The sequence below is a fragment of the Clostridium sp. 10cd* genome (genome assembly GCF_044336395.1).
Classification (GTDB): domain Bacteria; phylum Bacillota_I; class Bacilli_A; order Erysipelotrichales; family Erysipelotrichaceae; genus Clostridium_AQ; species Clostridium_AQ innocuum.
In genome coordinates this window covers 1,773,469-1,798,243 of record NZ_CP172347.1, presented here as the reverse complement: position 1 = coordinate 1,798,243, position 24,775 = coordinate 1,773,469, and the positions used below count along the sequence as shown (strand labels likewise).

The following is a 24,775-nucleotide window of genomic DNA, read 5'->3' as shown; positions in this document are numbered from 1 at the left end:
AAATTACTCCTTTATTGTACTCTTTCCCATAATATGGTTCTTGATTTTCACATAATCCGCAGGGGTGATTTTCCCATCCTTATTCACATCTGCGGCCGTTAATGATTTGCCGCTCAACGTGGATTTCTTCATAATATGGTTCTTCACCTTGACATAATCGGCAGGGGTAATTTTCCCATCGTTATTGACATCCCCCAGCTTATAGGCAGTACTGCTGTTGCTTGAGTCACTTCCGCCGGAGGAGTCGCTTGTATAGCCGTTTTCAGACAGCAGAGAGCTGTGTACATAGCCGTAGCTATTCCCGAAATTATAGCTGTTTCCGGAATAATCAATCGCCGTTCTCGCACTGTTCAATGGTACATCCAGCTGTATTTTATACCAGTCTGTACTTCCGCTTACGGATTCTCCCTTTACCTTTCCGAGAATGTTAAAGGACATATTTCCATTTTTCGGTGTGGTATACAGGCTTGCTGAGGAGGTTGTCGCTTCCTTGCGGATATTGATTGCTCCCTGATCCTTGAAGACCAGCTTTTTGGAGCCCGCATCACTTTTTCCACTGACATATTCATCCAGCTGCCACATCCAGTGTGCTGCACTTTCACCCCAGTATGGATCCGAAGCATAGGATACATTCATACCACTTGCCTTGTCTCCAAGGAATGCCCCGTGATAGGTTGAATATTTCGGCGTGGAATACCACAGATTCACATAGTATTTATCATGATCCAGAATACTGTTTTGCGGCGATGAATAGCCGTTCGCCAATCCGGGATCGGAGTCCACCGCATTGTGCCCGAACAGATTGTTCTTGCTTAACGCGATGGAGCTGGTACCGAATGCACTCTCATTGACGGCAACGCCAAAGGATGCCAGTGCATAGGCGCCGTATGTATTCTGATAATCAATAAAATATTTTCCCATATTGTACATCTTTGTATCCTTGCTATTATACAAGTCATCCAGATAGCTCTTCACATATCCATTTAAATCACTGGCAGTAAAGCTTGTTTTTGTACGTGATGAAACATACTGATAATAATTATAATACGGCTTTGATGCATTGATTGAATTCTTTCTTGTATTGGCCTTGTAATCATCAATCATCTTCTGATAGGTCGTATAGAAATAATGACCATCATAGCTGTAGTATACCGTATTGCTCTTCATATAGCTTTGCTGCTTGCCGACCATCGCTGTACTCGTATAATACGGCTGGCGGATATTCAGTGTGATGGAATGGTAGATATTTCCATTCTTACATATGTAGTAGTTTACGGACTGTACCGTATCCTCATCCTCATAATTCAGAATCTCCACCTCATCGGCATCCACCAGACCGACAACACCGGCCAACATGAACTTCACCTTGGTACCATTGTTTTCATATCCAAGAAATGCCCCGTCGGCAGCATAATATCCGTTGGTATATCCGCTATAACCGGTACCTACCTCGGTATAGCTGGTGTTTTTTCCGGAATCTGACTTCGTCTTGAAATTGACGACACCATATTTAATATCTCTGGCACCGCCGATTCCCTTTACCTTTGCCATGTTTTCTCTGGCCGCCTGTTCCTTTTTCGTTTCAGCCTCCAGCTTGGCAGTATCCTCGATGATGATTTTACCGTTTTCATCAATTCTTTTAAACACATGATTCTCCGGAAGTCTGGAGGAAACAGCCTCCGGTTCTTTTTCTGCACTATTCTGCGCTCCTATGTAGCCCTGCTGAAGCAGTATGCCGCCACATAGAAGAGCTGCTATACCTACTATAATTTTCTTCTTCATATCATCACATTCCCTTTTCATACAAAGTTTGTCAGCTTAATTATATAAGAAAGTAGGAGAACATGCAATTTTATTTCCACATGAAATTCTTAAGTTTTTATAGAAGACGGAAAAACATCGAATATTCTGGAATATTTTACCTGGCGCATCTTCTCATCATACAGCTGTCACAGGCAACTATTGCATGTCCTGCTTGTGAGGACACCATGAAACCGCTTTGTTATGAAGCATTTACATCCATACGGCAAAAGGTCTTTGCTTCAGGTAGTAAGCAATTTTTATTTATACTGTATTCCCTGTACAATTTGCTGAAGTGAAAAGTTAAATTCCACTTTCAAAAGGCGAATAAAAAATGTGGAACTTTCTTCTACAAAAGTCTATACAGAGCATAAATATAGCGTTAGAAAGGGTTTCAAATAGGTAGAAGTAAGTAAAAATGTGAAGAAAGTGGTCATTGTGCGAATGATAGATAAAATGAATAAGCGCACTGAAAATAGGCTCCATTATGCCTATGTATAACTAAATTCCACTTCTATTTTATAGTTACACTATAAATAACTGTTCTTTGCCGCTGCTCTTATCATTCTTTATATCATCTGTTTGTTACTTATGAGTCAATACGCTTGGACGAAGTATCACTTCGTCCTTATCTATTTTCTGTAGACCAAATTCATAAAGTTTCTGCGCTAATTCCGGACACATGAACTCACATAGCTCAAATGGGGATTTTCCATTCAAATGTTCCTTGGCACTGGAATTGATATGTGAGATGGCTACATTCAAGGAAGTCTGATCGGTCAGGCCGATACTGCGTAAGTCTACTTCGTTAGGTAATATATAACGTAATTCACGATGCATATTTTCCAGGCTTCCTTTCTGCCCGGACTGCATAGGGTCGCAATAGAAGACTCGTGTCCTTCTGGTACCATCGTCTCTTTTTTCCATATGCTCAGCATCAGTAAATTCACCTCCGCGATCGGTGAGTGTTATATGAGCTTCCTGTTCAAACAGGCTTTTTCCAAGGATGGAATCAAGAACAGCTAGTCCGTCAACCATATCTGCAGCAGTCTTCGTGTCGTGATATACAGCAAACAGGAGCCCATATTTGATGAATTTGAAAGTCTGGATAAACGGTCCATTGGAAATGTCATTGTAGACTGTATCCATTTGTAAAATGTGAGTGATTTCCTCAGACTCAACATAGGATTGGTAATCTGTGTAAAGCCGTCCAACAAGGAATTTACGGTCTTGTCGTTTTTTATAGATCGTCTTCTTCTTAGCGGTCATTTTTCTTTTGACTTTTATACGAAGGTCAATATTAGCAATGCCAACACATTCGAATACACCTTGTTCAATATAGTTGTAGAGTGTCTTCTCACTGATTCCAAGTTCGGGATGTGCAGCTATGATCTGATAAGGTGAATGACCTTTTAATAGAAGAGGCTTGATGGTATTGCCTAGCTCTACAGCTTCTGATGAGGTCAGATTGATTCCGGTTCGAGACTCAACGAGTTCGCTACGGTATTCCTCATAGGCGATCGTAGGTTTATAGAGGTATTTATCAAAGCGGCAGCTTTTCAGTTTCTCACAGCCATTACAAGCTCCCGGAGTACGATCTCTGCGTTTGCAGCGGAACTTAGAATAATCAGGGCAGTTGACAGTACAATTCTTTCTCTTAAACTTACAGTGAGCATAGTTCTCACATTCTAGAGAAAGTGTAGATTTATGAGAGAGATAACGGTGAGCACGGATTTCCTTACCTATCGTAGATTTATCTTTGCCTAGATTATCAGCAATAGCTTTTTTAGAAGAACCATTAACGATGCCGATCGCGATGACATTGCGATCGTCCTGAGTCAGATGTTTGTTTTTGTTCGTTGCCATATTCATCACCCTTTGTAATGTGTATGATAATAACCAGCGGTTACCTTCATCATAGATATAAAAAAGGATATATGAAAGACTAAATGCAATTGTAAGTGTAAATTCAACTAGATTGTTGTGTAAGAGTCTTTTCTACTTAGCTACTTTGAAAGTGGAATTTAACTTTTCACTTCAGCCCCTGTACAATTTTTGAAAATTATTGTTGCATTTTACATTATAAGATGGTATGATATCTAAGCAAATTGTGTTTTAAAGTATTGTACGGAAGGAGGTAAACGGTATGTCAAAAGTTTGTGCAATTACAGGTAAAGGACCTTTATCAGGTAATAAACGCTCTCACTCTATGCGTGCTAGTCGTCGTAACTGGAATGTAAACTTACAGAAAGTTAAAGTCGTTGTTGATGGAAAACCTCAAACGATCCGTATTAGTGCTCGTGCATTAAAAACGCTGAAAAACAAAAAAGCTATCTAAGAGTGGATATGAAACAGGGTAACCTGTTTTTTTCTTACTTCAGGAAGCAGGACAAGCCATAAAGAAAGCAGATCATCCTTAACTGTACAGATGATCTGCTTTTTGTATTCCGATGATTATTTTCTATCATTGCCGATATCCTGCTTATAACTACCTAATTCATAATTGAATTCGGTATATATATTCGTTAATACGAATCTGGATTCGTTACGGCTCCTATTCCCATGCTGTTTTTTTATAAAACGCTCTGTGAGGGAGGATAGGAATCAGACATCAAAAACACTGTTTCCAATAAATTCCGCAAGAATACTGCTTCTTGGCACTGCCTCCTCACTGCCGTCCACAAAATAGGCAAGCAGCTTTTTCAAACGGTTGGCCTCCAGATACTGCGCTTCATGTGGATGCACCTGATCCAGCAGCGGAATCACAATTTTCTTAAGAATAGACATTTCATATACCATGGAGGAATTGAAAATAGCATCGGCCTCCTCCTGATACGGATAGATGTTATGATCCTCTCCCTGCTTTACATTCTTCCAGAAATGAATGGTATTCTGCGCACTCCAGCTGCGAAACTGATAATCTCTGGCAATGCGGCGGATCAGGCGGTAATCACTTGTCGGTATACGGTTATGCTCGTCCAGATTCAAGTGCGTCAGTGCATTGATATAGATACGAAACTTCGCCTCTTCCGGCAAATCGGCAGAGGTCTTAGGATTCAATCCGTGGATACCTTCTATTATCAGAATATGATCATCCTCCAGCACTGTTTCCCTTTCCTTCCACTCGCGCTGCCCCGTTTTGAAGTTGAACAACGGCATATGCACTGCTTCCTTATGCAGCAGCTTCAGCATGGTGTCATTAAACAGCTCCAGATCCAGTGCCTCCAATCCTTCAAAATCATAGCTTCCATCCGGCAGCCTTGGACAGTCCTCGCGGTTTTTATAGAAATCATCCATTGAGATCGGCATCGGTTTTTTCCCAAGAATCTTAAGGTGAATTGCCAGACGTCTGGAAAAGGTTGTCTTTCCTGCAGAGCTCGGTCCTGCAATCAGAATGAATTTCGTATGCGGATGCCCCTGTACAATGGACGCCGCAAGCTCTGCCAGCTTCTTTTCTACCATCGTTTCGCTCATCAGCACCAGATCATCCATATAGCCCTGCTGAATCTGTGCATTCAGCTCTGCAATATTGGATACACCAATCAGCCTGCCCCAGGTTTCAAACTCCTGAAACACATGAAACAGCTTTGCCTGATTCTGAAATCCGTTTCCTGCAGACAGCCAGACACCCGGTGCATAAAAACGAATGGAAAAATGTGTGAGATAGGAGGTATCCGGCAGCATGATGCCGTAAAAATAATCATCATATCCGCACAATGTATAAATACTGCTGGTCGCACTTTTCCTGCATGCCAAAAGATTTGCCTTGTTTTTCATTCCCAGACGGTCAAAATAGGCCTGTGCCTCTGCTGTGGCCACAACACGTCGGTGAATCACCTCGTTTGCGGCAATGAGCTCCTTCATCCGCTTTTCAATTTTACGTACATCCTGCGGCTTGCAGTATCCTTCCTTATCGATTTCGCAATACTGACCGCCACTGAGGGCATGCTCCATGCGGACACGGGCATCGGGAAACAGACTGCGCACCGCTACAATAAACAGAAAATTCAAGCTGCGCTCATAGATAAGCTTCCCGGTTTCACTATCCGCATAAATATAATCCAGTGCACCGCTTTTTTTGATTCGATAATTCAGATCATGCAGCTTTCCATCCAGCGTAACTGCATAAACCGCCTCCTTTACGTTCCATGCTTCCAGCAGCTCATGAACATAGGCACCTGCTTCACACTGCTTCACCTCACCGCTTTTCAGCTTCAACTCCAGCATAATCAGCCCTCCTTTTTCATCAGTATATGTCAGACAGCCCTGCTTCATACAGCTGTCGTTTATATTCCCCTTCATTATACCCGCTTCCCGGTAAAAACAAAAGAAAAAGGAACACGCCGTATAGACATGCTCCAAAGAAAGCATTTTTAAGCTTCCTATATGTTGATTCCGGTTTGTTATGCGTCCCTGCACTGCATCATCAGCACACGCCCGTAATGTATGGTGATCCTCGCAATATTGCCATTGATTTCATTGGAAAGCGGATAAATATCCGTAACCTTCAAAACGCGTTCCTTCAAGGGATAGGCAACCCCCTCCTCACTGATGCAGGAATCCTCCAGCGGCAGAAAGGACAAGTAGGTATGCAGCTTTTCGACCTCATAGATTCCCGGATGCAATACCTTGATGATATTGGTATCATTCATCAGGGTCAGCGGAAGCTCACGATAGATCATCAGATGCAGATTGGCCATTTCATGATCCAGACGTCCACCCAGGCCGCCGTATAGGATAATGTCATCATAGCCCAGCTGCAGTGCTGCTTCGATTGCAACCTCAGTATCGGTTTCATTTTTATGGGAGGGGAGCTTTTCCACCTCACAATACTGCTTGAGCTGTGCAAGCTCCTCCCTTGTTATGCTGTCAAAGTCCCCTACGGCCTTGCGCATGGCAATACCCTGCCGCATGCAGCAGACAGCTCCATGATCTACGCCGATATAATCGGCATGTGCAATGACCGGCGCAGTCTCACACATGCCGGCAACGAGAACTACCTTTGACATGCCAGCAGCTTATCTACGGATTCCGCAATACCGTTTTTGAACACATAGCTTCCGGCAACCAGCGTATCCACTCCGGCAGCTACGGCCAGCTTTGCCGTTTCCCCATTGATACCGCCATCGATTTCAATACGTGTATTCAGACCTTCCTTTTCAATCCGCTCACGCAGTATGCGCACCTTTTCCAGCGTATCCTCCATAAAGGACTGTCCGCCAAAGCCCGGCTCCACCGACATGATCAAAACCAGATCCATTTCCTTCAGATGTGTCAGCAGTGCGTCCACACCGGTTTTCGGCTTCACAGATACACCTGCCTGTACACCCATTTCACGGATTTTTCTGCACAGCTGAATGCAGGCATCCACATCCTTCACAGCTTCCAGATGGAAGGTGATAACATCTGCACCTGCCTTGGCGAAGATTTCCGCAACCATATCCGGATTATCTACCATGATATGAACATCCATTACCATATCCACTGCTTTTTTAAAGCCCTTGAGAAGGTCCGGTCCAAAGGTCAGATTCGGTACAAAATGGCCATCCATAACATCAAAATGCATCCATTTCGCATTGCTTTCATCCAGCTCCTTCAGCTGTTCACTCGTTCTGGAATAGTCCAGTGACAGAATGGACGGAGCGATTACTAATTCTTTCATAACGTGTGTCCTCCTTCATAATTGTATTGTATTTTCTGTATGCTGTTTCAATACCGCGGCTTTGCTTTTTGTATCATATCCACAATTTCCAGATAATGCGCATAGCGTTCCCTGCGTATCGTCCCATCCTCAACAGCAGCACGTATGGCACAATCCGGTTCATTGACATGAATACAATCGCGGAATCTGCATGCATCCTGAACATTTTGAAAATCAGGTATGCATTCGGCCAGCTGCGTGATATTCATCGCAGTAAAATCCAGTGAGGAAAAACCGGGGGTATCCGCCACCCAGCCGCCGGCAATCTCATGCAGCTCACAATGCCGTGTTGTATGCTTTCCTCTACCCAAAGCCTTGCTGATTTCCTGTGTTTGAAGATGAAAGGTAGGGTCAATCCGGTTTAACAGGGAGCTTTTACCTGCGCCGCTCTGCCCTGTCAGCACACTGATATTTCCCTTCAAGGCCTGTATCAGATCCTCACTTGCATAGCCTTTCCCACTCTGATACACCTCATAACCGCTGTCGATATAATGCTGGATTTCCTCATGGATTGCATCATTTTCAGCGATGAGATCCAGCTTGGTGATGCATAAAACAGGACGGATTCCCGCATAGCATACACTGAAAATCAAGCGGTCAATCAGGGTTGTTGAAAAATCCGGATCCTTGCAGGACATGACGATGATCGCCTGATCCACGTTGGCAATGGATGGGCGGACGAGGGCATTTTTACGGGGCAGAATTTTCTGAATACCGTTTTGATCCGCAAAGCGTTCAAATTCCACCAGATCGCCGACAACCGGAGAGTGCGCCTTACGCAGCTTTCCCATGGCAACACACAGCACCCGCTCCTGATTGGCTGCCAGCACCTCATAGCGGCTGGATACGATCTTGATAATTCTTCCTGTTTCTGTCATTTGTAAAACCTTATCGTTATAACATTCGGATTCTCCATCTGCTGGACATATTCCGTTCCCTCTGCGGGATCCACATCTGTAACGACTCCTTTTTTAATGGTCTTTTGTTCCTCTTCACTCAGGTCATCATAGGAACGCTCATCCGATACCGGAAGTATTCCCGTCTTTTCTTTAATTAAAGCAATGGCCTCTTCTGCCGTTTTTCCTACAACGCCCTCTATCTTCCAGCTCATCAGCTGACTGACAGTTATTTTTAATGTATATTCTTTATCCGGATCCAGCTTTTCTCCGATTTCCAAGCCGCTTTGTTCCGCTATATATCCGGGCCACGTATTCGCCCTTTGCTCATAGCTGATTTCCAGCTTGATGTTTGGATTCTGTTCATTCAGTTCCTTTTCCACTTCCTCCGGTAAACGATGGCGGTAATCCTTTACCACAAACCAGGTTCCTCTGGAAACAGTCAGCGTCAGCTTGGATTTTTCACCAATTTCCTCTCCGGTATCCGGTGATACACGGATGACATGACCTTTTTCCACATCATCACTCAGCTCCTGCTTAATCGTAATATTATCCTTTTTAAACCCGCTGGAGGTCAGCGTCTGAATTGCCTCCTGCTGCGTCTGTGATGTGGACAGCTCCGGGACCTTAATCATCTTTTCTTTATCAAAAATTCCGCTCATCAGTACAAAGGCCGCAACACCGATCACACACAGCCCGACAATCATAGCAATGATGATTGTTGTGATTTTCCGATTACCGGAATCATCCTCTTCATCCTCTTCAATCGGCTCCACATGCTTTTTGCGCACCTCAGTTTTCTTAGTCTGCTTCTGCTTGCGCTGCTCCATGACCATTGTCGGCTGCGGATGCTCTTCCTCAAACACCAGCTTTTCGACATGTGCATATTCCGGAAGCAGGCAGCGGTGCAGGTCATACAGCATATCCTTCGCACTCTGATAGCGCAGCTTGCGGTTTTTCACGGTTGCCTTGATGATGATGTTCTCCACGGACTGCGGCAGTGTCGGATTGAAATCACGAACACTTGGTATCTCCTCACGCAGATGCTTCATTGCAATCTGGACGGGGTTGTCTCCATGGAAGGGAACATTCCCGGTCAAAAGCTCATAAAACACGATACCAAGCGCATAGATGTCCACCTGATTGCTTGGTGTTTCTCCCCGTGTTGTTTCCGGAGCCAGATAGTGCGCACTGCCCAGTACCGCATCACTTTGCGTCAGCTGTACCGTATCGTGCGCCAGCGCAATTCCGAAATCGGTAATCTTTACCGTACCATCATCCTTAACCAGAACATTCTGAGGCTTGATATCCCGGTGAATAATATCGTTTTCATGGGCATGCTGTACAGCGCTGGTCAGCTGAATCATGATGTTTACAGCCTCTTCCTGATGTAGTGCCCCACGCTGGGAAATCAGCTGCTTCAGTGTACGGCCGCGTACATATTCCATTACGATATAGTGACGTCCCTCAAACTCTCCGACATCGTATACATCCACTACATTGGGATGGTTCAGCTTGCTGACCGCATTGGCCTCCCGCTGAAAGCGCAGCAGTGTCACCGGATCCTTGCTGAGCTCCCCACGCAGCACCTTGATCGCCACCTCACGGTTCAGTATGGTATCGATTGCCAGATAGACATCCGCCATACCGCCTTCCCCCAATGAGGAAACGATCATATAGCGCTCGGCAATCATTTTGTTGTTGTTATTCATGGAGATCACCTGCCTGTTCCACGATGATGACACTCACATTGTCATAGCCGCCCGCAAGAAGAGCCTTGTCAATCAGCATGCGAACCTTATCCTCCACGCTGCGCTTACTTTCCAGAATCTCGCGAATAATCGCTTCACTGACATAGCCGTGTAAACCATCACTGCAAATCAGCAGCGCCTTGTAATCATTTTTAATTTTATTGATATCGATGCGTACAGAATCCCATATGCCGAGGGCATTGGTCAGCATGTTGCGATTCGGATGCACCGCTGCCTCCTCTTCGCTCAATTCTCCGCGCTTCAGCATATCCGCAATATAGGAATGATCCTCTGTCAATGCCAGAAAATCATCCGCATACAGCCCATAGGTACGGGAATCTCCGACATTGAAAATGTAGGTCGTCGTTTCACATTTCAGAATACCAACTAGTGTGGTTCCCATTCCCTTTTGTTCTGTATTGCGTGTTGACTGCGTAAAAATCAGATCATTTGCTTCCTGTATGGTATCCTGCAGCCAGTGCTTGACCTGAACATCCGAGCTGCATTTTTCCATTTTCAAAAAGCTTTCCTTCATATGCTCAATAGCCATACGACTCGCAACATCTCCTGCAAGACCGCCGCCAATGCCGTCACAGACTACAGCTAACAGAGCATGCTCTCCGTTTTCCAGAAAACAGATGCTGTCCTGATTATTTCTTCTTCGAAGTCCGACATGACTCGCTCCATAATATTGAATACTCATGAACGGCTCCCTTCCTGTTCCTTCTTCAGATGCTTAACACGCAGCTGTCCGCATGCCGCGTCGATATCCGCACCATGCTCCTTACGAATCGTACAACGCACTCCCTGCTTCATGAGTGCATCATAGAATACCATGGCATGGGCATGATCCACTCCCTGAAAGCCGTTTTCATCCACAGCGTTGTAGGGAATCAGATTCACATAGGCATTCAGACCCTTTAACAGCTTTGCCAGCTGTGCCACATGCTCCTTCTGGTCATTGACCCCGCGCAGAAGAATATATTCAAACGTCAGACGGCGATTGTTCTCCCGTGCATAATACTGGATTGCCTCCATCAGTTCCTCCAGTGGATAGGCACGGTTGACCGGCATCAGACGATCGCGGAGTTCATTGTTTGGCGCATGCAGAGAGATTGCCAGATTGTATTGTGTGTGCTCCTTGGCAAATTCATAAATTTTCGGAACGACACCGCAGGTGGATATCGTAATATGACGCGCACCGATTCCCAGTCCGCGATCATGATTGACAGTAGAAAGGAAATTCATCACATGCTCGTAATTGTCAAACGGTTCCCCCGTTCCCATTACCACAATATGACTCAGCCGATCCTCCTGCTTATCCAGATCACGCTGCACATACAGCACCTGGGCCACCATTTCTCCACTTGTCAGGTTGCGTTTCTTTTTTGTCAGACCACTGGCACAAAAGGCACAGGCCATATTGCAGCCTACCTGTGAGGTAACACAGATACTCTTACCATAATCAAACTGCATCAGCACACTTTCAATCAGGGAGCCGTCCTCCAAAGCAAACAGATATTTCGTCGTCCCATCGCTTGCCACCTGCTTATCACGCAGCTTTAGCGGCGTGAGAGAAAACTGCTGCTTCAGGGTCTCTCTGGTATCCTTGGAAAGATCACTCATGTCATCTATGCTGACTGCACGTTTGCGATACAGCCATTGAAAGATCTGATGTGCACGAAATTTTTTCCAGCCCTGCTCCAGAGCCATATCGCCCATCTGATCGTATGTAAAATCATATAAACTTTTCATTTTATCACCGTATCCTATTTTACCATAGAATCCTTGCAGGGACCAAGGAGTTTCCATTTCTTAATAAAGTTTTCAGAAACTTACGATATTATCGGAATGAAATCCACATGGAAGGCAGAAAGAAGAAAATGAATAGCGTGTATAGGGGCTTACCCAATTGTGGTTAAATTCAAAATCTGAAGAATGCAACACGATTGTACTTATCAATAGAATTTGAATCTGTCTTTTCGCAAACACACAAAACTAGAAAGAAACATAAGACACTTCTTTCTATGAGATACAGTTTATCAAATTTTACAAAAAAAATTTATTTCCTTTAGGAGTTTTACATATCGCATTCGTATGTATATGTGTAGGAGGTTCATCGGTATGCATATACAATACCTTAGGAATGCGCCAGGTGAAAGGAGGAAGGATGGATTACATATTCTGGTTTCTCGTCGCACTGATTGGTATCACACCGAAAGTGCTGCGGGAGCTTGGGATCATCCTGTACATCGTCCTGAAATACAAACGGCGGCATTAGTAAGCAGATAATCTCAGTGTTGGATTAACTGAGATGATACTGCTACGGAAAGGAGGTGAACTCGCCGTTTTCATTACTCCTGGATTTGGTGCCTCTTACTGCGTCAAAAGGGACAGAGTAACCACAACGTAACTCTGTCCCTTTCTTTTGGCCTTTCGACCTTTGGATTTGGCACTTTTATTATAAAATATTCCTGCATCCACTTCAACCATTATTTTAAAAAATATTTTTATTTCTTTTAGGAGTTTTGTATATTGCATTCGTATGTATATATGTAGGAGGTTCATCGGTATGCATACACTATACCTTAGAAATGCACCAGGTGAAAGGAGGAAGGATGGATTACATATTCTGGTTTCTCATCGCACTGATTGGTATCACACCGAAAGTGCTGCGGGAGCTTGGGATCATCCTGTACATCGTCCTGAAATACAAACGGCGGCATTAGTAAACAGATAATCTCAGTGTTGGATTAACTGGGATGATACTGCTACGGAAAGGAGGTGAACTCGCCGCTTTTCATTACTCCTGGATTTGGTGCCTCTTACTACTTCAAAAGGGACAGAGTATCTTGCTCGTAACTCTGTCCCTTTCTTGCGACCTTTCGGTCTTTGGATTTGGCACTTTTATTATAAAATATTCCTGTATCCACTTCAACCATTATTTTAAAAAATATTTTTATTTCTTTTAGGAGTTTTGTATATTGCATTCGTATGTATATATGTAGGAGGTTCATCGGTATGCATACACTATACCTTAGAAATGCACCAGGTGAAAGGAGGAAGGATGGATTACATATTCTGGTTTCTCATCGCACTGATTGGTATCACACCGAAAGTGCTGCGGGAGCTTGGAATCATCCTGTACATCGTCCTGAAATACAAACGGCGGCATTAGTAAGCAGATAATCTCAGTGTTCTGTTAACTGAGATGATACTGCTACGGAAAGGAGGTGAACTCGCCGTTTTCATTACTCCTGGATTTGGTGCCTCTTACTGCGTCAAAAGGGACAGAGTATCTCCACGTAACTCTGTCCCTTTCTTTTGACCTTTCGGTCTTTGGATTTGGCATCTTTATTATAGAATATTCCTGCATCCACTTCAACCATTTTTATCCTTTTATATAAAAATATTTTTATTTCTTTTAGGAGTTCTGCATCTTCCATTCGTATGTATATGTGTAGGAGGTTCATCGGTATGCAGAAATTCTTACTCATGCACCAGGTGATAGGAGGAAGGATGAATTACATAATCTGGATTCTCATTGCGCTGATTGGCATCATACCAAAAGTGCTGCGAGAGCTTGGAATCATCCTGTACATCGTCCTGAAATACAAGCGGCGGCATTAGTAAGCAAATAAGCTCAGTTTTATATTAACTGGGATGATCTTGCTACGGAAAGGAGGTGAACTCGCCGTTTTCATTACTCCTGGATTTGGTGCCTCTTACTGCGTCAAAAGGGACAGAGTATCTCCACGTAACTCTGTCCCTTTCTTTTGACCTTTCGGTCTTTGGATTTGGCACCTATATTATAGAATATTTTCATGCCATTTTCAATGTAAAATTCATGCTTTTACGCAGACTTTTACGCAGCTGTTACACCAGCCATACAATGCCTGTATCACATTATAAACCACTGACAGAAAACGATGTAAACAAAATACTCGGTGAACCAATAGATCCAGCATTCAGCTTTCCATCATTCCCCAGCATCTCCACCTGCTTCATTGCCTCCAGAAAATTACCAGCGATCGTGATCAGATTGACCGGCTTGACCTTTTTTCCGTCCTTCACATACCAGCCCTGAGATTGCAGTGAAAATTCACCTGTCATGGCATTCAGTCCGGCATGCAGACCTGTTATTTCCGTAACAATGATTCCTTCCTCCATCGATGCAATCATTTCATCCATAGATGTACTTCCATTTTCAATAAACAGATTGCTTGGAGCTATACCGACATTGGATGCATATCCCGCCTTAAATCCATTGCCCGTCGTTTCACAATTCATAAGCTTTGCGGATTTCAGATTGTGCAGATAGGTCTTTAAAACGCCTTTATCAACCAGTATCTTATTCCTGCAGGCAACCCCCTCATCATCAAAGCTTCTCGAGTTATAGCCGTTCTTCAACAACGGATCATCCACAATTGTAATTTTATCACTGAAAATCTGTTTCTCAATACTGTCATTCAATAATGAAATACCTTTGTAAGCATTTTCTCCGTCAAACATACCGCTAAAGGCCGCCAGCAAATCTGCCATTGCCTCATTTTCAATCAGAACCGGATACTGTGCACTCTGCACACTTTCAGCAGACAGCTTATCCAGCACCTTACGGCTCACACCTGCTGCAAATTTTTTCGCGTCGAAGCAAACATCATCATACAGATACTGCCAGTCACCTGCAATCTTTGTATCCTCTTGATCCTTCGCCATAACTGCTGTACTGATATACGCCGCATGCTGTGCATCATGCAGATGAACACCCAATGTATTATCAATGGCAATTTCCACATCGACTTCGCCATAGCTGGTATTCATAACCTGAGCGATTCTGGCATCCGATTCCTTTATATACTGCTCCACCGTCTTCAGCATTTCGATCTTTTCTGCATCCGGATGTGCATTCCATGTACAGCTGCGCAGCTGCAGCTGGGGATACGCAGAATCACCCGCATAAATTTCCACTTCATCCCTGCTTGTAATCACCTCCGCATTTTCCTTTATCCTGCAGAGCGTGTCCTCCAGTAAGGCATCATCATCCTGTTCCAGAAAACAGATACCCATATTTCCTTTATATATACCACGAATCGCAAATCCGTTACACTCACTGATGGTGTAGCCGTCCACACTTCCTTCAAACAGCCGTATGGATGTGGATCTGCTTTTCTGTTCATAGATTTCCAACTGTTCGATACCCGCAGCCTTTGCCGCGTCAAGCCAACGTTGCTTATGCATGTTCCTTGCCTCCCTTACTGCCACCAACCGTCATTTCACTAACTCGTATTGCCGGCTGACCGACATCTGTAGGTATGCTTCCGCTGCTGGATCCGCACATTCCCTGTGCACGCGCAAGATTACCTGCGACTCGGTCAATTTTCAGCAATGTATCCGAGCCGTTTCCAATCAGTGTTGCGCCCTTGACAGGTGTTGTTATCTTTCCGTCCTCGATCAAATATGCTTCTCTGACAGCGAAATTGAAATCACCGGTTGCCTGCACACTGCCACCAGCCATTGTCTTTGCATATAGTCCATACGAGGTTTCCTTTATCATATCCTCCAGCTGATCCGTACCGTTCAACAGGAAGGTATTGGTCATTCGGGACGTTGTTTCATATTTATAGGACTGCCGTCTGCTGGATGCCGTGGAAGGCATGTTCAACCGGCGCCCATTCAATGTATCCACCAGATAGCTCTTCAGTATTCCCTTTTCAATCAGTACCGTGCGTCGTGTGAAATTTCCCTCATCATCGATATTTGTACTTCCCCAGGCATTGGGAATCGTACCGTCATCCACAGCCGTTACACATTCACTCGCAATTCTCTGTCCCAGCTTTCCTGCAAAATTGGATTGATTTTTCGCAACTCCGCGTGCCTCCAGAGAGTGTCCGCAGGCCTCATGGAAGATGACACCGCCAAAGCCGTTGTCGATAATAACCGGCATAACACCGCTAGGACACGGCTGTGCATACAGCATCGTCATCGCAATGCGCGCCGCCTCTTTTCCAATATCCTCCGGTTTGTGTGTATCATAAAACTCCATTCCTTCACTGCCTCCGGGAGAACAGCTTCCGGTTTCCCGCAATGCTCCATCCTGTGCAACGGCAGATACCGCCATTCTAGTCCGAATCCGGACATCACGAATATATTTTCCTTCCGAATTGGATATTGCGACATGCTGCTCATCATCCTGATAATTCACAATCGCCTTCGTTATATGCGCATCATAGGACTGTGCAGCTTCGCTAGCACGCCTCATGAGCGCCACTTTATCCTTTAGCGCAGTTTCGCGCGGTATGCGCCGTATGATATGAGCATTTTCATACGTTATTTCCTTTAATTGCACAGGAATATGCTTTCCCTGTTCCCCCAGACTGTCCGCCAGCTTTTTCGCAAATTCCTTCAGATTTTTTTCATCTGTATCATTGGTATAGCCGTACACGGATTCCAGTCCATGATAAATCCGCAGACCCAGCCCGCAGCGAATACCACTGTTGGTGCTTTCAACCTCGTCATTCAGCATGGATATTCTGGTACTGTAATTGACTTCTTCAAAAATTTCTGCAAAATCACCCGTCGTACTGCAGGCGATTTCCAGTACATCTTCCAATATGTTTTTCTCTAACATAACGTCACCTCTCATCTGTTCATCATTATACGCCATCTCAAAGAGAGATTGCAAACAAAAGAGCCTGCATATATGCCTTTCCATGCACTTACGGTATTCCTGGTATGAAAATTAGGGATACTTGCACACAATTTTTATATAGCGTATAGTTTACAAAAGAGCGCAGGAAAAGCGAGGATTAAAAAAACGTATTGGAATATCCTATACGCAAGGGAGTTAAAGAAATGGAATGGTTAAGAAAGCTTAGTGATGCCATCGCATACATAGAGCAAAATCTTGATGCAGAGATATCGTACGAGGAGGCAGCCCGTATCGCATGCTGCTCACCCTATTATTTTCAAAGAATGTTTTCCTATGTCGCCGGCATATCGCTGTCAGATTATATCCGAAGACGAAGAATGTCGCAGGCTGCCTTCGATTTGCAGCGCTGTGATGCCAGGGTGCTGGATGTTGCCCTCAAGTATGGCTATACCTCACCAACCGCATTTAACAGAGCCTTTCAAAAGGTTCACGGTATCCCTCCGACAGCCGCAAAAAATATCGGCAAAACACTGCATGCATATCCGCCGATACAGTTTTCTGTCAATATCACAGGAGGAAGTCCTATGGCCTATCATATAGCAGAGAAAAGGGAGCTGCGCTTTGCGGGCATCCGGATACGCCTATGCGAGGAGATGGAGGAGAATCATAAAATTGTCCCCCATTTCTGGAAGGAAACAATGCAAAGTCCGCAATACACAGAGCTCTGTCAGCTATCCGATACCGGTACGAATGCAATCTTCGGCATCAGCGTATATGAGGATCCCGATCACATTTTCTACTATATAGCAGTTGCCACAAGCAAAAAGATTCCATCCCGGTTTCATGAGCTGCGCATTCCTGCCGCGACCTGGGCTGTGTTTGAAAACAAGGGGAATTTCAAGGAAAATGTACAGGATATTTTCCGCCGGTTTTATTCCGAATGGCTGCTGTTTTCCGGTTATGAATATGCACGGCTTCCCGATATCGAAGCATATCCTGTGCAGACGCAGGCACCATACGACAACCAATGCAATGTATGGATTGCCATTCAGAAAGAAGAGGAGAAGAAACATGGAATATAAAATCGAAATACGAGAGATTGAGCCGCTTTGTGTGGCATACATGAGTTATGAAGGAGATGTCACAAAAGCAAACCGGGTATTTCCCAAGGTGTTTCAATCAATACACGGGAAAACAAACGGGGCACCGTTTTTCAACTATCTGTCTATGAATCCGGAAACAAAGCAGGGAGCACTGGAGCTCTGTGTTCCAACGGATGAAGTGCCATGCACTCAGGATATTGAAGTAAAGCAAATGCCCCGCATCAAAGCGGTATGTGTTACCCATATCGGCTCCTATGCGACACTGCCGCTTGCCTATGCCGCAATTGATCAGTATGCGGTCAAACACAGCCTAAAGATTTCTGCACCCTTTCGGGAGGTTTTCATCAAGGGGCCGGGAATGCTGTTCAAGGGAAATCCGAAAAAATATATCACGGAAATACAATTTCCGATTCTGGAGGAAGCATGAGCGCCATACAGGTAAAGCAGGTAGTCAAGCAGTATAAAAACGGCGTACAGGCACTGAATGGTATATCTCTTTGCGTTGAACAGGGAGAGATTTTCTCTTTGCTTGGACAAAACGGTGCCGGTAAATCCACACTGCTCAGAATACTGACAACCTATTTGCAGCCGACATCCGGTAGAATAACAATGCTGGAGAAGGATTTGTGTAGGGATGCAGCCTCTCTGCGCTCGCAAATTGCCTGCGTTGCCCAGCAAACCTCCATTGATACGTATTTATCTCTGGAAGAAAATATGCTGCTTCAAAGCCGTTTGTACAGAATCCCCAAAAGGGATGCCGAAAAACGGATGGAAACGCTCATTGTTGATTTCGGTCTGAAGCCGTATCGGCGTTATCCAGTATCCTCTTATTCCGGCGGTGTGAAACGGCGTCTGGATATTGCCCTGAATATGATGACGAATCCGAAAATTCTGTTTCTGGATGAGCCTACGGTGGGAATGGATGTACAGTCCCGTATTGCGATGTGGGGAATGATGAGAAAAATCAGAGATGATTTTGGTGTCACGATTTTTCTTACGACACATTATCTGGAGGAAGCTGATCAGCTCAGCAATACCGTCTGCATTATGAAGGATGGCAAGGAAGTAACACAGGGATCCCCCGCACAGCTGCGCTCTTTACTGCGGCAGAATTCGATAGAAATCACCTTTTCCTCTGAAGCAGAGGCAAGAAAAGGCTGTGGCATCCTAAAGGAGCAGATGTCAAAGGAAATCCTTCTACGTGCTGAAAAGCTTCTGATTTATACGCAGACCCCGCAAAGCGATATAGAAGCAGCAGCGGCAGTATTATTGAAAAGGCATGCGGCATTTCAGGGAATAGAAATCGCGCAGCCGACATTGGAGGATGTGTATCTGAGACTGACACAGAGTGAAAGGAAGGAATGTGTATGAGTGTTTTTACCCTTTTATACAGGAATATAAAATGGAGATTCCACAACAAATTCACCATTGTTATGACAGCTTTGCAGCCGATTCTGTGGCTGATACTTTATAGTGCAATCGCTTCTTCAACGATGCAGCATTCCGGCATCGAAAATTATACGGCGTTCATGCTTCCGGGACTGATTGTCCTAATCAGCTTCTCGACCTGCAGCAGCAGTGGAATTATGAATTATCTGATGAAATCGGATGGCAGCTTCGATCGGATACTGATTGCTCCGCTCACACGCAGCTCCATTGTGCTTGCACAGCTTTTTGAAGCCGTATTGTGTACCTTTCTGGAGGTAGGAATTATGATAGCTCTCAGTCTTCTGTTTTCTGTCAGATTTTCCCTGCCACTCTCTGGATATCTCATCTTTATTTCACTGATTTTTCTGACCTCATTTTTTATGGCAGGGCTGTCTTATGGAATCAGCATGCTCCTTCCGAATGAGGTGATATACGAAACTGTTATGAACGCGATTGTACTTCCGGTGTTTTTTCTCAGCAATGCACTGTTTCCCATGACAGGTATTACCGGTTTCTTACATACTGCAATCAATCTCAATCCGTTTACCCATATGATCCAGGCATTGCGTTCTCTGATTCTATATGGCAGAATAGACACAGGGAATCTGACAGCTGTTTTGCTGCTGTTTATCCTTATGGGAAGCCTCAGCTTTTTATGGGCGTGCCGGCAGCTGGAAAAAAAGACAAATTTGTAGCTGAGGATAGTGTGATTACTTATGTATGCATGTTCCGTATCTCTATGTCATCAGGAATCATGTAATACCGGAAGCAATGTTGTGCTATTTTTTAAACCCAGGAATAACCTTTAACAATTGTAAAAAGACGAGCGGTATATACTCGTCTTTTCTTATTTATAGGCGATTTTGTTTGATAGCCTCAAGAGAAGTCTAGCTCAATCATTCCTTTTATCTTCAAATTATCATACATAAATTTAGATATATAATCCTCGAGGAGAGGCTAGACATTTGTCAGATACAATTGAAAAAGGAGCTGCCAGAATTTAGATACGCTAGTCTCAGGAGAGGCTAGACGATATATTCTTTGTCATATAAGCCTTTTAATTTTTCATTTAGATCCACTAGCCTCAGGAGAGGCTAGACCAAAGGCCAAAAACAGCATTCATCCATAATAAAATTAGATCCATAGGATTAGAATAGCATGACTTACTAACAATTACCATAGCAGCTGAATCTCACATAATCTTTTGCTGCCTCGTTTATGCTTCCATTTGCTCAACACGCTTTCCAGCACCAAATTCACCGGGATTCACATCAATAACCACCCGACTTGGAGAAACTAATGCATCCTCGTACTGACAACGCCATCGCTCCTGTGCATTCCTACCATCCATAGTATCTCCGTCTTTGATAATATCTTCTCCCTGTGCATAGAGATAAGATGTAAAATTAAACATATAGCGAATGATAAAATCTATATCCAAATCATGAAAGTGACACTGCAAATCACACAATCCTATCGCTGTCAAACCGGTCGTATCCACAATCTTTTCCGAACTCTCCGCAATATTGAACAATCGCACATTGACACCGCCATCAAGAAAATGCAGCGCAGGATTGCTCCAGCTGCTGTTTAACCAGTCAGCTCTTGGTACAATCTTTCCTGCATGCGGCCAGTACATCGCCACTGCCTCCGGATAAACCTCCATCATAATATCCGCAAATGCTGCAAGTATTTCACAACGCTCCCGCACAGGAAGCCCACTTGCCATAAAATCGGAAAACATGATTTCATATTGACAGTCTTTGAGCAGCTCCTCAACATTTTCACAGCTCCAGCATTGTTGCAAAACCAGTTCCGGTATCGTCGTTTTATCAAACGCAATCATCTGCGTTATAAACAGCTGCGATGGCACCTTCACATCATCCTTATAGGTTACTTTATGATTACAGAGTGCATAGGAATACATACCCTCCTGCTCTATAACATCATCTACCTCGTTAAACCTCTTTAGCAGTCGCTCCCTGATTGCAAGAGCACGACTTTCAACCGGCTCCTTCAGCAGCAGCTTTATGTAATATACACCCGCATACTTCCCCATGAACGCATCCATGGACACACTTTTTCTTTTTTCCATAACGTCTCCTTATAATCCAAATACATCGTGAATTGCCGCATTATCCATAATACGTGCACTTTTTTCATTTGCATGCTCCAGCATCATTTCCACTTTATTCCCAATCGCAATGTCGATAAATTTAGCTAAATCAATTCCACGCAGTGTAAAAAACAAAAACGGATTTTCATCCAGACGGTTTCCTACTCCATACAATACTGCCGCAACATGCTTGCACATAATCGCCCAGTCAGGGCAGCTGCATTGAAAGCTGATTTCTCTTGGACTTGGGAAGAGGCCGCTTTCACCGGTAAACAGCTCCTGCAGACTCTGTGGGAATTCACCGCTGAGCAGTGCTTCCAGATTTTCAATCTGATTGGCACAAGCCTGCATTATGCGCTGGCAGTCTTCTTCCTTTAATGGTGATATGTGAATTTCCACCTTGTACGGTGCCTTCCGCCGTCCCTGAACCCGAGCTTGAATTCTTCCCGCGCGAATCTGTAGATCAATCACAGTTCCCGTACGCACATATCGCTTTCCACGCTCCAGCCGTGATGCGAAATCTGCATATTTTTCAAGATTCTCACACCATGCCTTTCCCCACCAGCTGACGGTGATTGCCCTTCCTTCTATCGTGACCGGCTCCATGCTGCGGCCCTTACTTTCTGCTTTCCTCATACTTTCTTCAGCCTTATATCGCAGCTCCTCTGCCGATAGCTGAGAATATTCTGCTGTTTTCCAATATCTGCTCATATGCTCACCTCGCATCCAGACGAAGAAGATTCATCAGTTCCTCATTGTTCATCTCCGTAATCCATGTTTCTTTACCATCTCCGATTACCTGCTGTGAAAGCTCCACCTTGGATTTTATCAGTTCGTCAATTTTTTCTTCCACCGTTCCCTTACTGATCAGCTTATGTACAATTACATTCTTTTTCTGACCGATGCGAAATGCCCTGTCCGTTGCCTGATTCTCAACAGCCGGATTCCACCAGCGGTCAAAATGAATCACATGATTTGCGGCTGTCAGATTCAATCCGGTTCCAGCTGCTTTTAAGGAAAGAACGATATAGGGAACATAGGCTTCCTGTTGAAATGCGGCAACAATCTCTGAACGTTTTTTCACCGGTGTACCGCCGTGCAGAATATAGCCCTCCTGATGGAAAATTTTGGCCAGAGTAGCATGCAGGTACGGAATGATTTCTTTATATTGTGTAAATACCAGAACCCGTTCTCTTTTTTCATATATCGTTTCACAGATTTCTTTCAGCATTTCCAGCTTTCCGCTATCCTTTATCCGGTACGATTCCTCTCCAAGATACTGATCCGGATGATTGCATATCTGCTTCAGCTTTGTGATGGTGGACAGCACTAGGCCACGGCGTTCCATTCCTTCAGACTCTTTGATTTTCTCTTCCATATCGGCAATCAGCTTCCGATATAAGACAACCTGTTGTTTGCTGAGTGTGACATACTCATCGGATTCCAGCTTTTCAGGCGGATCCGATATAATGGTTTTATCCGTTTTCAAACGCCGAAGCATAAACGGAGCAATCATTGCCTTCAGTTTCTGATATCCTTCCGGATGTTCCTCCAGACGTTTTACAAAGGCTTTAAATTCCGTGGCTGTGCCCAGCAGTCCCTTATTCAGAAAGTCAAACAAGGACCATAAATTTGACAAATCATTTTCAATCGGTGTACCGGTCATGGCAATTCGCATCGCACCCTTAAGCTCTTTGAGTGCCCTGGTCTGCTTGGTCAGTGGATTTTTGATTGCCTGCGCCTCATCCAGAATGATACAGTCCCATTCCTCATCCTTCAGGCAGCTCAGCTTTGCGGCCATTCCATAGGTTGTGATGGTAAGGAACACACGCAAGTCTGCATAATCCATACTGAGCTTATCACTTGTTTTGCCATGCAATATATGAAAATCCATCTTTGGTGTAAAGGAAATGCTTACCCTCACTGCTCCAGTTCCCCAGCAAAGAAGCAGGGACAATGAGTAGAACTTTGCTATCCGGCTTCTCCAGACGCAGCTCCTCCAGAAAGCTCAATACCTGAAGCGTTTTACCAAGCCCCATGTCATCTGCAAGACAGGCTCCGAAATGAACCTGCTGCATCTGCCGCAGCCAGCTGTAGCCTGCCTTTTGATAAGGGCGAAGCACTGCCTGAAGTGTCGCAGGCACATGATCGCTCTGATGTTCAGCAGGCTTGTGAAGACTTTGGAGAAAAGACTGGAGCCATTCCCCATTGCATATGCTTATATCATCCTCTGCTTGCTCTTTTTCTTTTAGATTGGTTCTTAAAGCTTCCATTAACGTAATACTTTCATTTTCTGAATTTTCCATCTGCTTTAAAAGAGCCTGCAGCTTTTTATGGTTGACCTCAACCCATTTCCCCTTTAAAAAGGCAAGACCCTCACTTTGCAGAAGCAGCTGTTCGATATCTTCCTTGGTTAAAGCAACACCGTCCACACTGAATTCCGGTTGTATTGACAATAGAGAATCAAAACCGAGCAGGGAAGGCTTTTTCTCCCCCATCTTCATGGTTACAGAAACACTGGCATATTTTTTCCGCCACCAGTTCGGGATTCTGCATAAGATTCCACAGGCTTCAATTTCTTCTGTATGCTTCAGGATTTCATAGGCCTCCTGTGTCTGCAGGCGCAAAGGATGAAACAGCTCTCCATGCGCAATAAAGGAATCCAGTAAGTCACATGTCTTTGCAGCCTTGTTCAGACAGGATAACAGAGTCAGCAGACGGTCACGCTCCTGCTTGAATTCTTCCAAAGCGTAACGAAGCGGCATGTGCCGGATCCTGCCTTCCTGATCCTTCGTCGCATAGGTTGCAAGAAAGGCAAATGGATATTCCTCATCCTTGCTCTCAACCAAATGAAAGAAAATACGCTCTGCCACCTTTAGATTCTGATTTTTCTCAGCAAGATACAGCTTTGCACTTCCCTCATACCTGCTGATTTCCCTGCAAAATACCTCGTGCAGGTGAACAAAGATATTCTGTACCCATTTATAGGTAATGAACTCACTGCCAATAGCAAAAGGCAGCTCCTTCTGCAATTGTTCCCATATGTCAACTGGCAATGTGATTTGCACCTGCTCTCTGGCGATTTCCAGCTCGCTTAGGGATGTTAAAACATGGATATACAATTCTGCTGTACGATGCAGGAAACCGGTGGAAGCATGCAGTTGATGAATGCGTTCCTGAAAGCCGAAATCATACAAGGCACTGTATTTATCCTCCTGAAATCGTTGAAACCATTTAGAATCTTGCTGCTCTCTATCAACGGTATCCAACACAAACCCTGTTTCCGTAAACAGAAACGACAGATTTCTTACCTCTTCCTTTACCATAAAAT

20 protein-coding genes are annotated in these 24,775 nt (G+C 44.4%); 5 read left to right on the top strand and 15 right to left on the bottom strand.

The window, feature by feature from the left end; translation table 11 throughout:
- Positions 1 to 3: 3 nt before the first annotated feature.
- Both ACG3M1_RS08835 and ACG3M1_RS08830 read right to left on the bottom strand, forming a co-directional pair.
- Positions 4 to 1,782: a dockerin type I domain-containing protein gene (locus ACG3M1_RS08835; RefSeq protein WP_008818927.1), complete on the bottom strand. Its 1,779-nt coding sequence runs from the start codon at positions 1,780 to 1,782 to the stop codon at positions 4 to 6.
- Positions 1,783 to 2,385: 603 nt separating this feature from the next.
- Positions 2,386 to 3,666 (bottom strand): helix-turn-helix domain-containing protein, encoded by a 1,281-nt coding sequence (locus ACG3M1_RS08830; RefSeq protein ID WP_008729262.1) that lies wholly within the window; start codon positions 3,664 to 3,666, stop codon positions 2,386 to 2,388.
- A gap of 280 nt (positions 3,667 to 3,946) precedes the next feature.
- On the opposite strand from ACG3M1_RS08830, the gene rpmB reads away from it, so the two are divergent.
- Entirely contained in the window at positions 3,947 to 4,138 is a 192-nt protein-coding gene (rpmB, locus tag ACG3M1_RS08825) for a 50S ribosomal protein L28 (RefSeq protein ID WP_002608456.1), read from the top strand.
- 266 nt (positions 4,139 to 4,404) lie between these two features.
- Here the strand turns inward: rpmB and ACG3M1_RS08820 are convergent, their stop codons facing one another.
- The 9 genes from ACG3M1_RS08820 to ACG3M1_RS08780 form a co-directional block, all read right to left on the bottom strand.
- Positions 4,405 to 6,102, bottom strand: coding sequence for a nucleoside kinase (locus ACG3M1_RS08820; RefSeq protein ID WP_224721045.1), 1,698 nt, complete (start codon positions 6,100 to 6,102; stop codon positions 4,405 to 4,407).
- A gap of 101 nt (positions 6,103 to 6,203) precedes the next feature.
- The gene (locus tag ACG3M1_RS08815; protein WP_008818931.1) at positions 6,204 to 6,809 is read right to left on the bottom strand and encodes a thiamine diphosphokinase; all 606 of its coding nucleotides are present in this window, start codon (positions 6,807 to 6,809) and stop codon (positions 6,204 to 6,206) included.
- Positions 6,797 to 7,462, bottom strand: coding sequence for a ribulose-phosphate 3-epimerase (rpe, locus tag ACG3M1_RS08810; RefSeq protein WP_009269395.1), 666 nt, complete (start codon positions 7,460 to 7,462; stop codon positions 6,797 to 6,799). The genes ACG3M1_RS08815 and rpe overlap by 13 nt, the downstream gene beginning before the upstream one ends.
- Positions 7,463 to 7,509: 47 nt before the next feature.
- Entirely contained in the window at positions 7,510 to 8,379 is an 870-nt protein-coding gene (gene rsgA / locus ACG3M1_RS08805) for a ribosome small subunit-dependent GTPase A (RefSeq protein ID WP_008818933.1), read from the bottom strand.
- Complete coding sequence (gene pknB / locus ACG3M1_RS08800; protein ID WP_008818934.1) at positions 8,376 to 10,109, bottom strand: Stk1 family PASTA domain-containing Ser/Thr kinase; 1,734 nt, start codon at positions 10,107 to 10,109, stop codon at positions 8,376 to 8,378. The genes rsgA and pknB overlap by 4 nt, the downstream gene beginning before the upstream one ends.
- A complete protein-coding gene (locus ACG3M1_RS08795; RefSeq protein ID WP_008818935.1) occupies positions 10,102 to 10,851 on the bottom strand; it encodes a Stp1/IreP family PP2C-type Ser/Thr phosphatase in 750 nt (249 codons plus the stop codon). Before ACG3M1_RS08795 ends, pknB begins: the two co-directional genes overlap by 8 nt.
- Positions 10,848 to 11,903, bottom strand: a complete 1,056-nt coding sequence (gene rlmN / locus ACG3M1_RS08790; RefSeq protein ID WP_002608449.1) for a 23S rRNA (adenine(2503)-C(2))-methyltransferase RlmN — start codon at positions 11,901 to 11,903, stop codon at positions 10,848 to 10,850. Before rlmN ends, ACG3M1_RS08795 begins: the two co-directional genes overlap by 4 nt.
- A gap of 2,151 nt (positions 11,904 to 14,054) precedes the next feature.
- Complete coding sequence (locus ACG3M1_RS08785) at positions 14,055 to 15,386, bottom strand: TldD/PmbA family protein (RefSeq protein WP_009269397.1); 1,332 nt, start codon at positions 15,384 to 15,386, stop codon at positions 14,055 to 14,057.
- A complete protein-coding gene (locus ACG3M1_RS08780) occupies positions 15,379 to 16,776 on the bottom strand; it encodes a TldD/PmbA family protein (protein ID WP_009269398.1) in 1,398 nt (465 codons plus the stop codon). Before ACG3M1_RS08780 ends, ACG3M1_RS08785 begins: the two co-directional genes overlap by 8 nt.
- Positions 16,777 to 17,000: 224 nt before the next feature.
- On the opposite strand from ACG3M1_RS08780, the gene ACG3M1_RS08775 reads away from it, so the two are divergent.
- The 4 genes from ACG3M1_RS08775 to ACG3M1_RS08760 are packed head-to-tail and all read left to right on the top strand — an operon-like array spanning position 17,001 to position 20,023.
- Positions 17,001 to 17,879, top strand: a complete 879-nt coding sequence (locus ACG3M1_RS08775; RefSeq protein ID WP_395815183.1) for an AraC family transcriptional regulator — start codon at positions 17,001 to 17,003, stop codon at positions 17,877 to 17,879.
- Positions 17,869 to 18,327 carry a GyrI-like domain-containing protein gene (locus ACG3M1_RS08770; RefSeq protein ID WP_008818942.1) on the top strand — a complete coding sequence of 153 codons (459 nt, stop codon included), beginning with the start codon at positions 17,869 to 17,871 and terminating at the stop codon, positions 18,325 to 18,327. Before ACG3M1_RS08775 ends, ACG3M1_RS08770 begins: the two co-directional genes overlap by 11 nt.
- On the top strand, positions 18,324 to 19,271 hold the full coding sequence (locus ACG3M1_RS08765; protein WP_021421141.1) for an ABC transporter ATP-binding protein: 948 nt from the start codon (positions 18,324 to 18,326) through the stop codon (positions 19,269 to 19,271). Before ACG3M1_RS08770 ends, ACG3M1_RS08765 begins: the two co-directional genes overlap by 4 nt.
- A complete protein-coding gene (locus ACG3M1_RS08760; RefSeq protein WP_009269400.1) occupies positions 19,268 to 20,023 on the top strand; it encodes an ABC transporter permease in 756 nt (251 codons plus the stop codon). The genes ACG3M1_RS08765 and ACG3M1_RS08760 overlap by 4 nt, the downstream gene beginning before the upstream one ends.
- 521 nt (positions 20,024 to 20,544) lie before the next feature.
- Here the strand turns inward: ACG3M1_RS08760 and ACG3M1_RS08755 are convergent.
- Genes ACG3M1_RS08755 through ACG3M1_RS08740 form a run of 4 tightly spaced genes read right to left on the bottom strand, consistent with a single transcriptional unit; the run spans position 20,545 to position 24,770 of the window.
- Complete coding sequence (locus ACG3M1_RS08755; protein ID WP_257360884.1) at positions 20,545 to 21,423, bottom strand: DUF4261 domain-containing protein; 879 nt, start codon at positions 21,421 to 21,423, stop codon at positions 20,545 to 20,547.
- 9 nt (positions 21,424 to 21,432) lie between these two features.
- Entirely contained in the window at positions 21,433 to 22,155 is a 723-nt protein-coding gene (locus ACG3M1_RS08750; RefSeq protein WP_008818947.1) for an SWIM zinc finger family protein, read from the bottom strand.
- Between the two features lie 4 nt (positions 22,156 to 22,159).
- Positions 22,160 to 23,293 (bottom strand): DEAD/DEAH box helicase, encoded by a 1,134-nt coding sequence (locus tag ACG3M1_RS08745; protein WP_009587842.1) that lies wholly within the window; start codon positions 23,291 to 23,293, stop codon positions 22,160 to 22,162.
- 10 nt (positions 23,294 to 23,303) lie between these two features.
- Positions 23,304 to 24,770 (bottom strand): SNF2 helicase-associated domain-containing protein, encoded by a 1,467-nt coding sequence (locus ACG3M1_RS08740; RefSeq protein WP_257360883.1) that lies wholly within the window; start codon positions 24,768 to 24,770, stop codon positions 23,304 to 23,306.
- Positions 24,771 to 24,775: the final 5 nt, after the last annotated feature.

Excerpts from the sequence above, each read along its gene's own strand:
- ACG3M1_RS08835 (WP_008818927.1), bottom strand. The coding sequence starts at position 1,782 with ATGAAGAAGAAAATTATAGTAGGTATAGCAGCTCTTCTATGTGGCGGC.
- ACG3M1_RS08830 (WP_008729262.1), bottom strand. The coding sequence starts at position 3,666 with ATGGCAACGAACAAAAACAAACATCTGACTCAGGACGATCGCAATGTC.
- rpmB (WP_002608456.1), top strand. The coding sequence starts at position 3,947 with ATGTCAAAAGTTTGTGCAATTACAGGTAAAGGACCTTTATCAGGTAAT.
- ACG3M1_RS08820 (WP_224721045.1), bottom strand. The coding sequence starts at position 6,102 with ATGAAGGGGAATATAAACGACAGCTGTATGAAGCAGGGCTGTCTGACA.
- ACG3M1_RS08815 (WP_008818931.1), bottom strand. The coding sequence starts at position 6,809 with ATGTCAAAGGTAGTTCTCGTTGCCGGCATGTGTGAGACTGCGCCGGTC.
- rpe (WP_009269395.1), bottom strand. The coding sequence starts at position 7,462 with ATGAAAGAATTAGTAATCGCTCCGTCCATTCTGTCACTGGACTATTCC.
- rsgA (WP_008818933.1), bottom strand. The coding sequence starts at position 8,379 with ATGACAGAAACAGGAAGAATTATCAAGATCGTATCCAGCCGCTATGAG.
- pknB (WP_008818934.1), bottom strand. The coding sequence starts at position 10,109 with ATGAATAACAACAACAAAATGATTGCCGAGCGCTATATGATCGTTTCC.
- ACG3M1_RS08795 (WP_008818935.1), bottom strand. The coding sequence starts at position 10,851 with ATGAGTATTCAATATTATGGAGCGAGTCATGTCGGACTTCGAAGAAGA.
- rlmN (WP_002608449.1), bottom strand. The coding sequence starts at position 11,903 with ATGAAAAGTTTATATGATTTTACATACGATCAGATGGGCGATATGGCT.
- ACG3M1_RS08785 (WP_009269397.1), bottom strand. The coding sequence starts at position 15,386 with ATGCATAAGCAACGTTGGCTTGACGCGGCAAAGGCTGCGGGTATCGAA.
- ACG3M1_RS08780 (WP_009269398.1), bottom strand. The coding sequence starts at position 16,776 with ATGTTAGAGAAAAACATATTGGAAGATGTACTGGAAATCGCCTGCAGT.
- ACG3M1_RS08775 (WP_395815183.1), top strand. The coding sequence starts at position 17,001 with ATGGAATGGTTAAGAAAGCTTAGTGATGCCATCGCATACATAGAGCAA.
- ACG3M1_RS08770 (WP_008818942.1), top strand. The coding sequence starts at position 17,869 with ATGGAATATAAAATCGAAATACGAGAGATTGAGCCGCTTTGTGTGGCA.
- ACG3M1_RS08765 (WP_021421141.1), top strand. The coding sequence starts at position 18,324 with ATGAGCGCCATACAGGTAAAGCAGGTAGTCAAGCAGTATAAAAACGGC.
- ACG3M1_RS08760 (WP_009269400.1), top strand. The coding sequence starts at position 19,268 with ATGAGTGTTTTTACCCTTTTATACAGGAATATAAAATGGAGATTCCAC.
- ACG3M1_RS08755 (WP_257360884.1), bottom strand. The coding sequence starts at position 21,423 with ATGGAAAAAAGAAAAAGTGTGTCCATGGATGCGTTCATGGGGAAGTAT.
- ACG3M1_RS08750 (WP_008818947.1), bottom strand. The coding sequence starts at position 22,155 with ATGAGCAGATATTGGAAAACAGCAGAATATTCTCAGCTATCGGCAGAG.
- ACG3M1_RS08745 (WP_009587842.1), bottom strand. The coding sequence starts at position 23,293 with ATGGATTATGCAGACTTGCGTGTGTTCCTTACCATCACAACCTATGGA.
- ACG3M1_RS08740 (WP_257360883.1), bottom strand. The coding sequence starts at position 24,770 with ATGGTAAAGGAAGAGGTAAGAAATCTGTCGTTTCTGTTTACGGAAACA.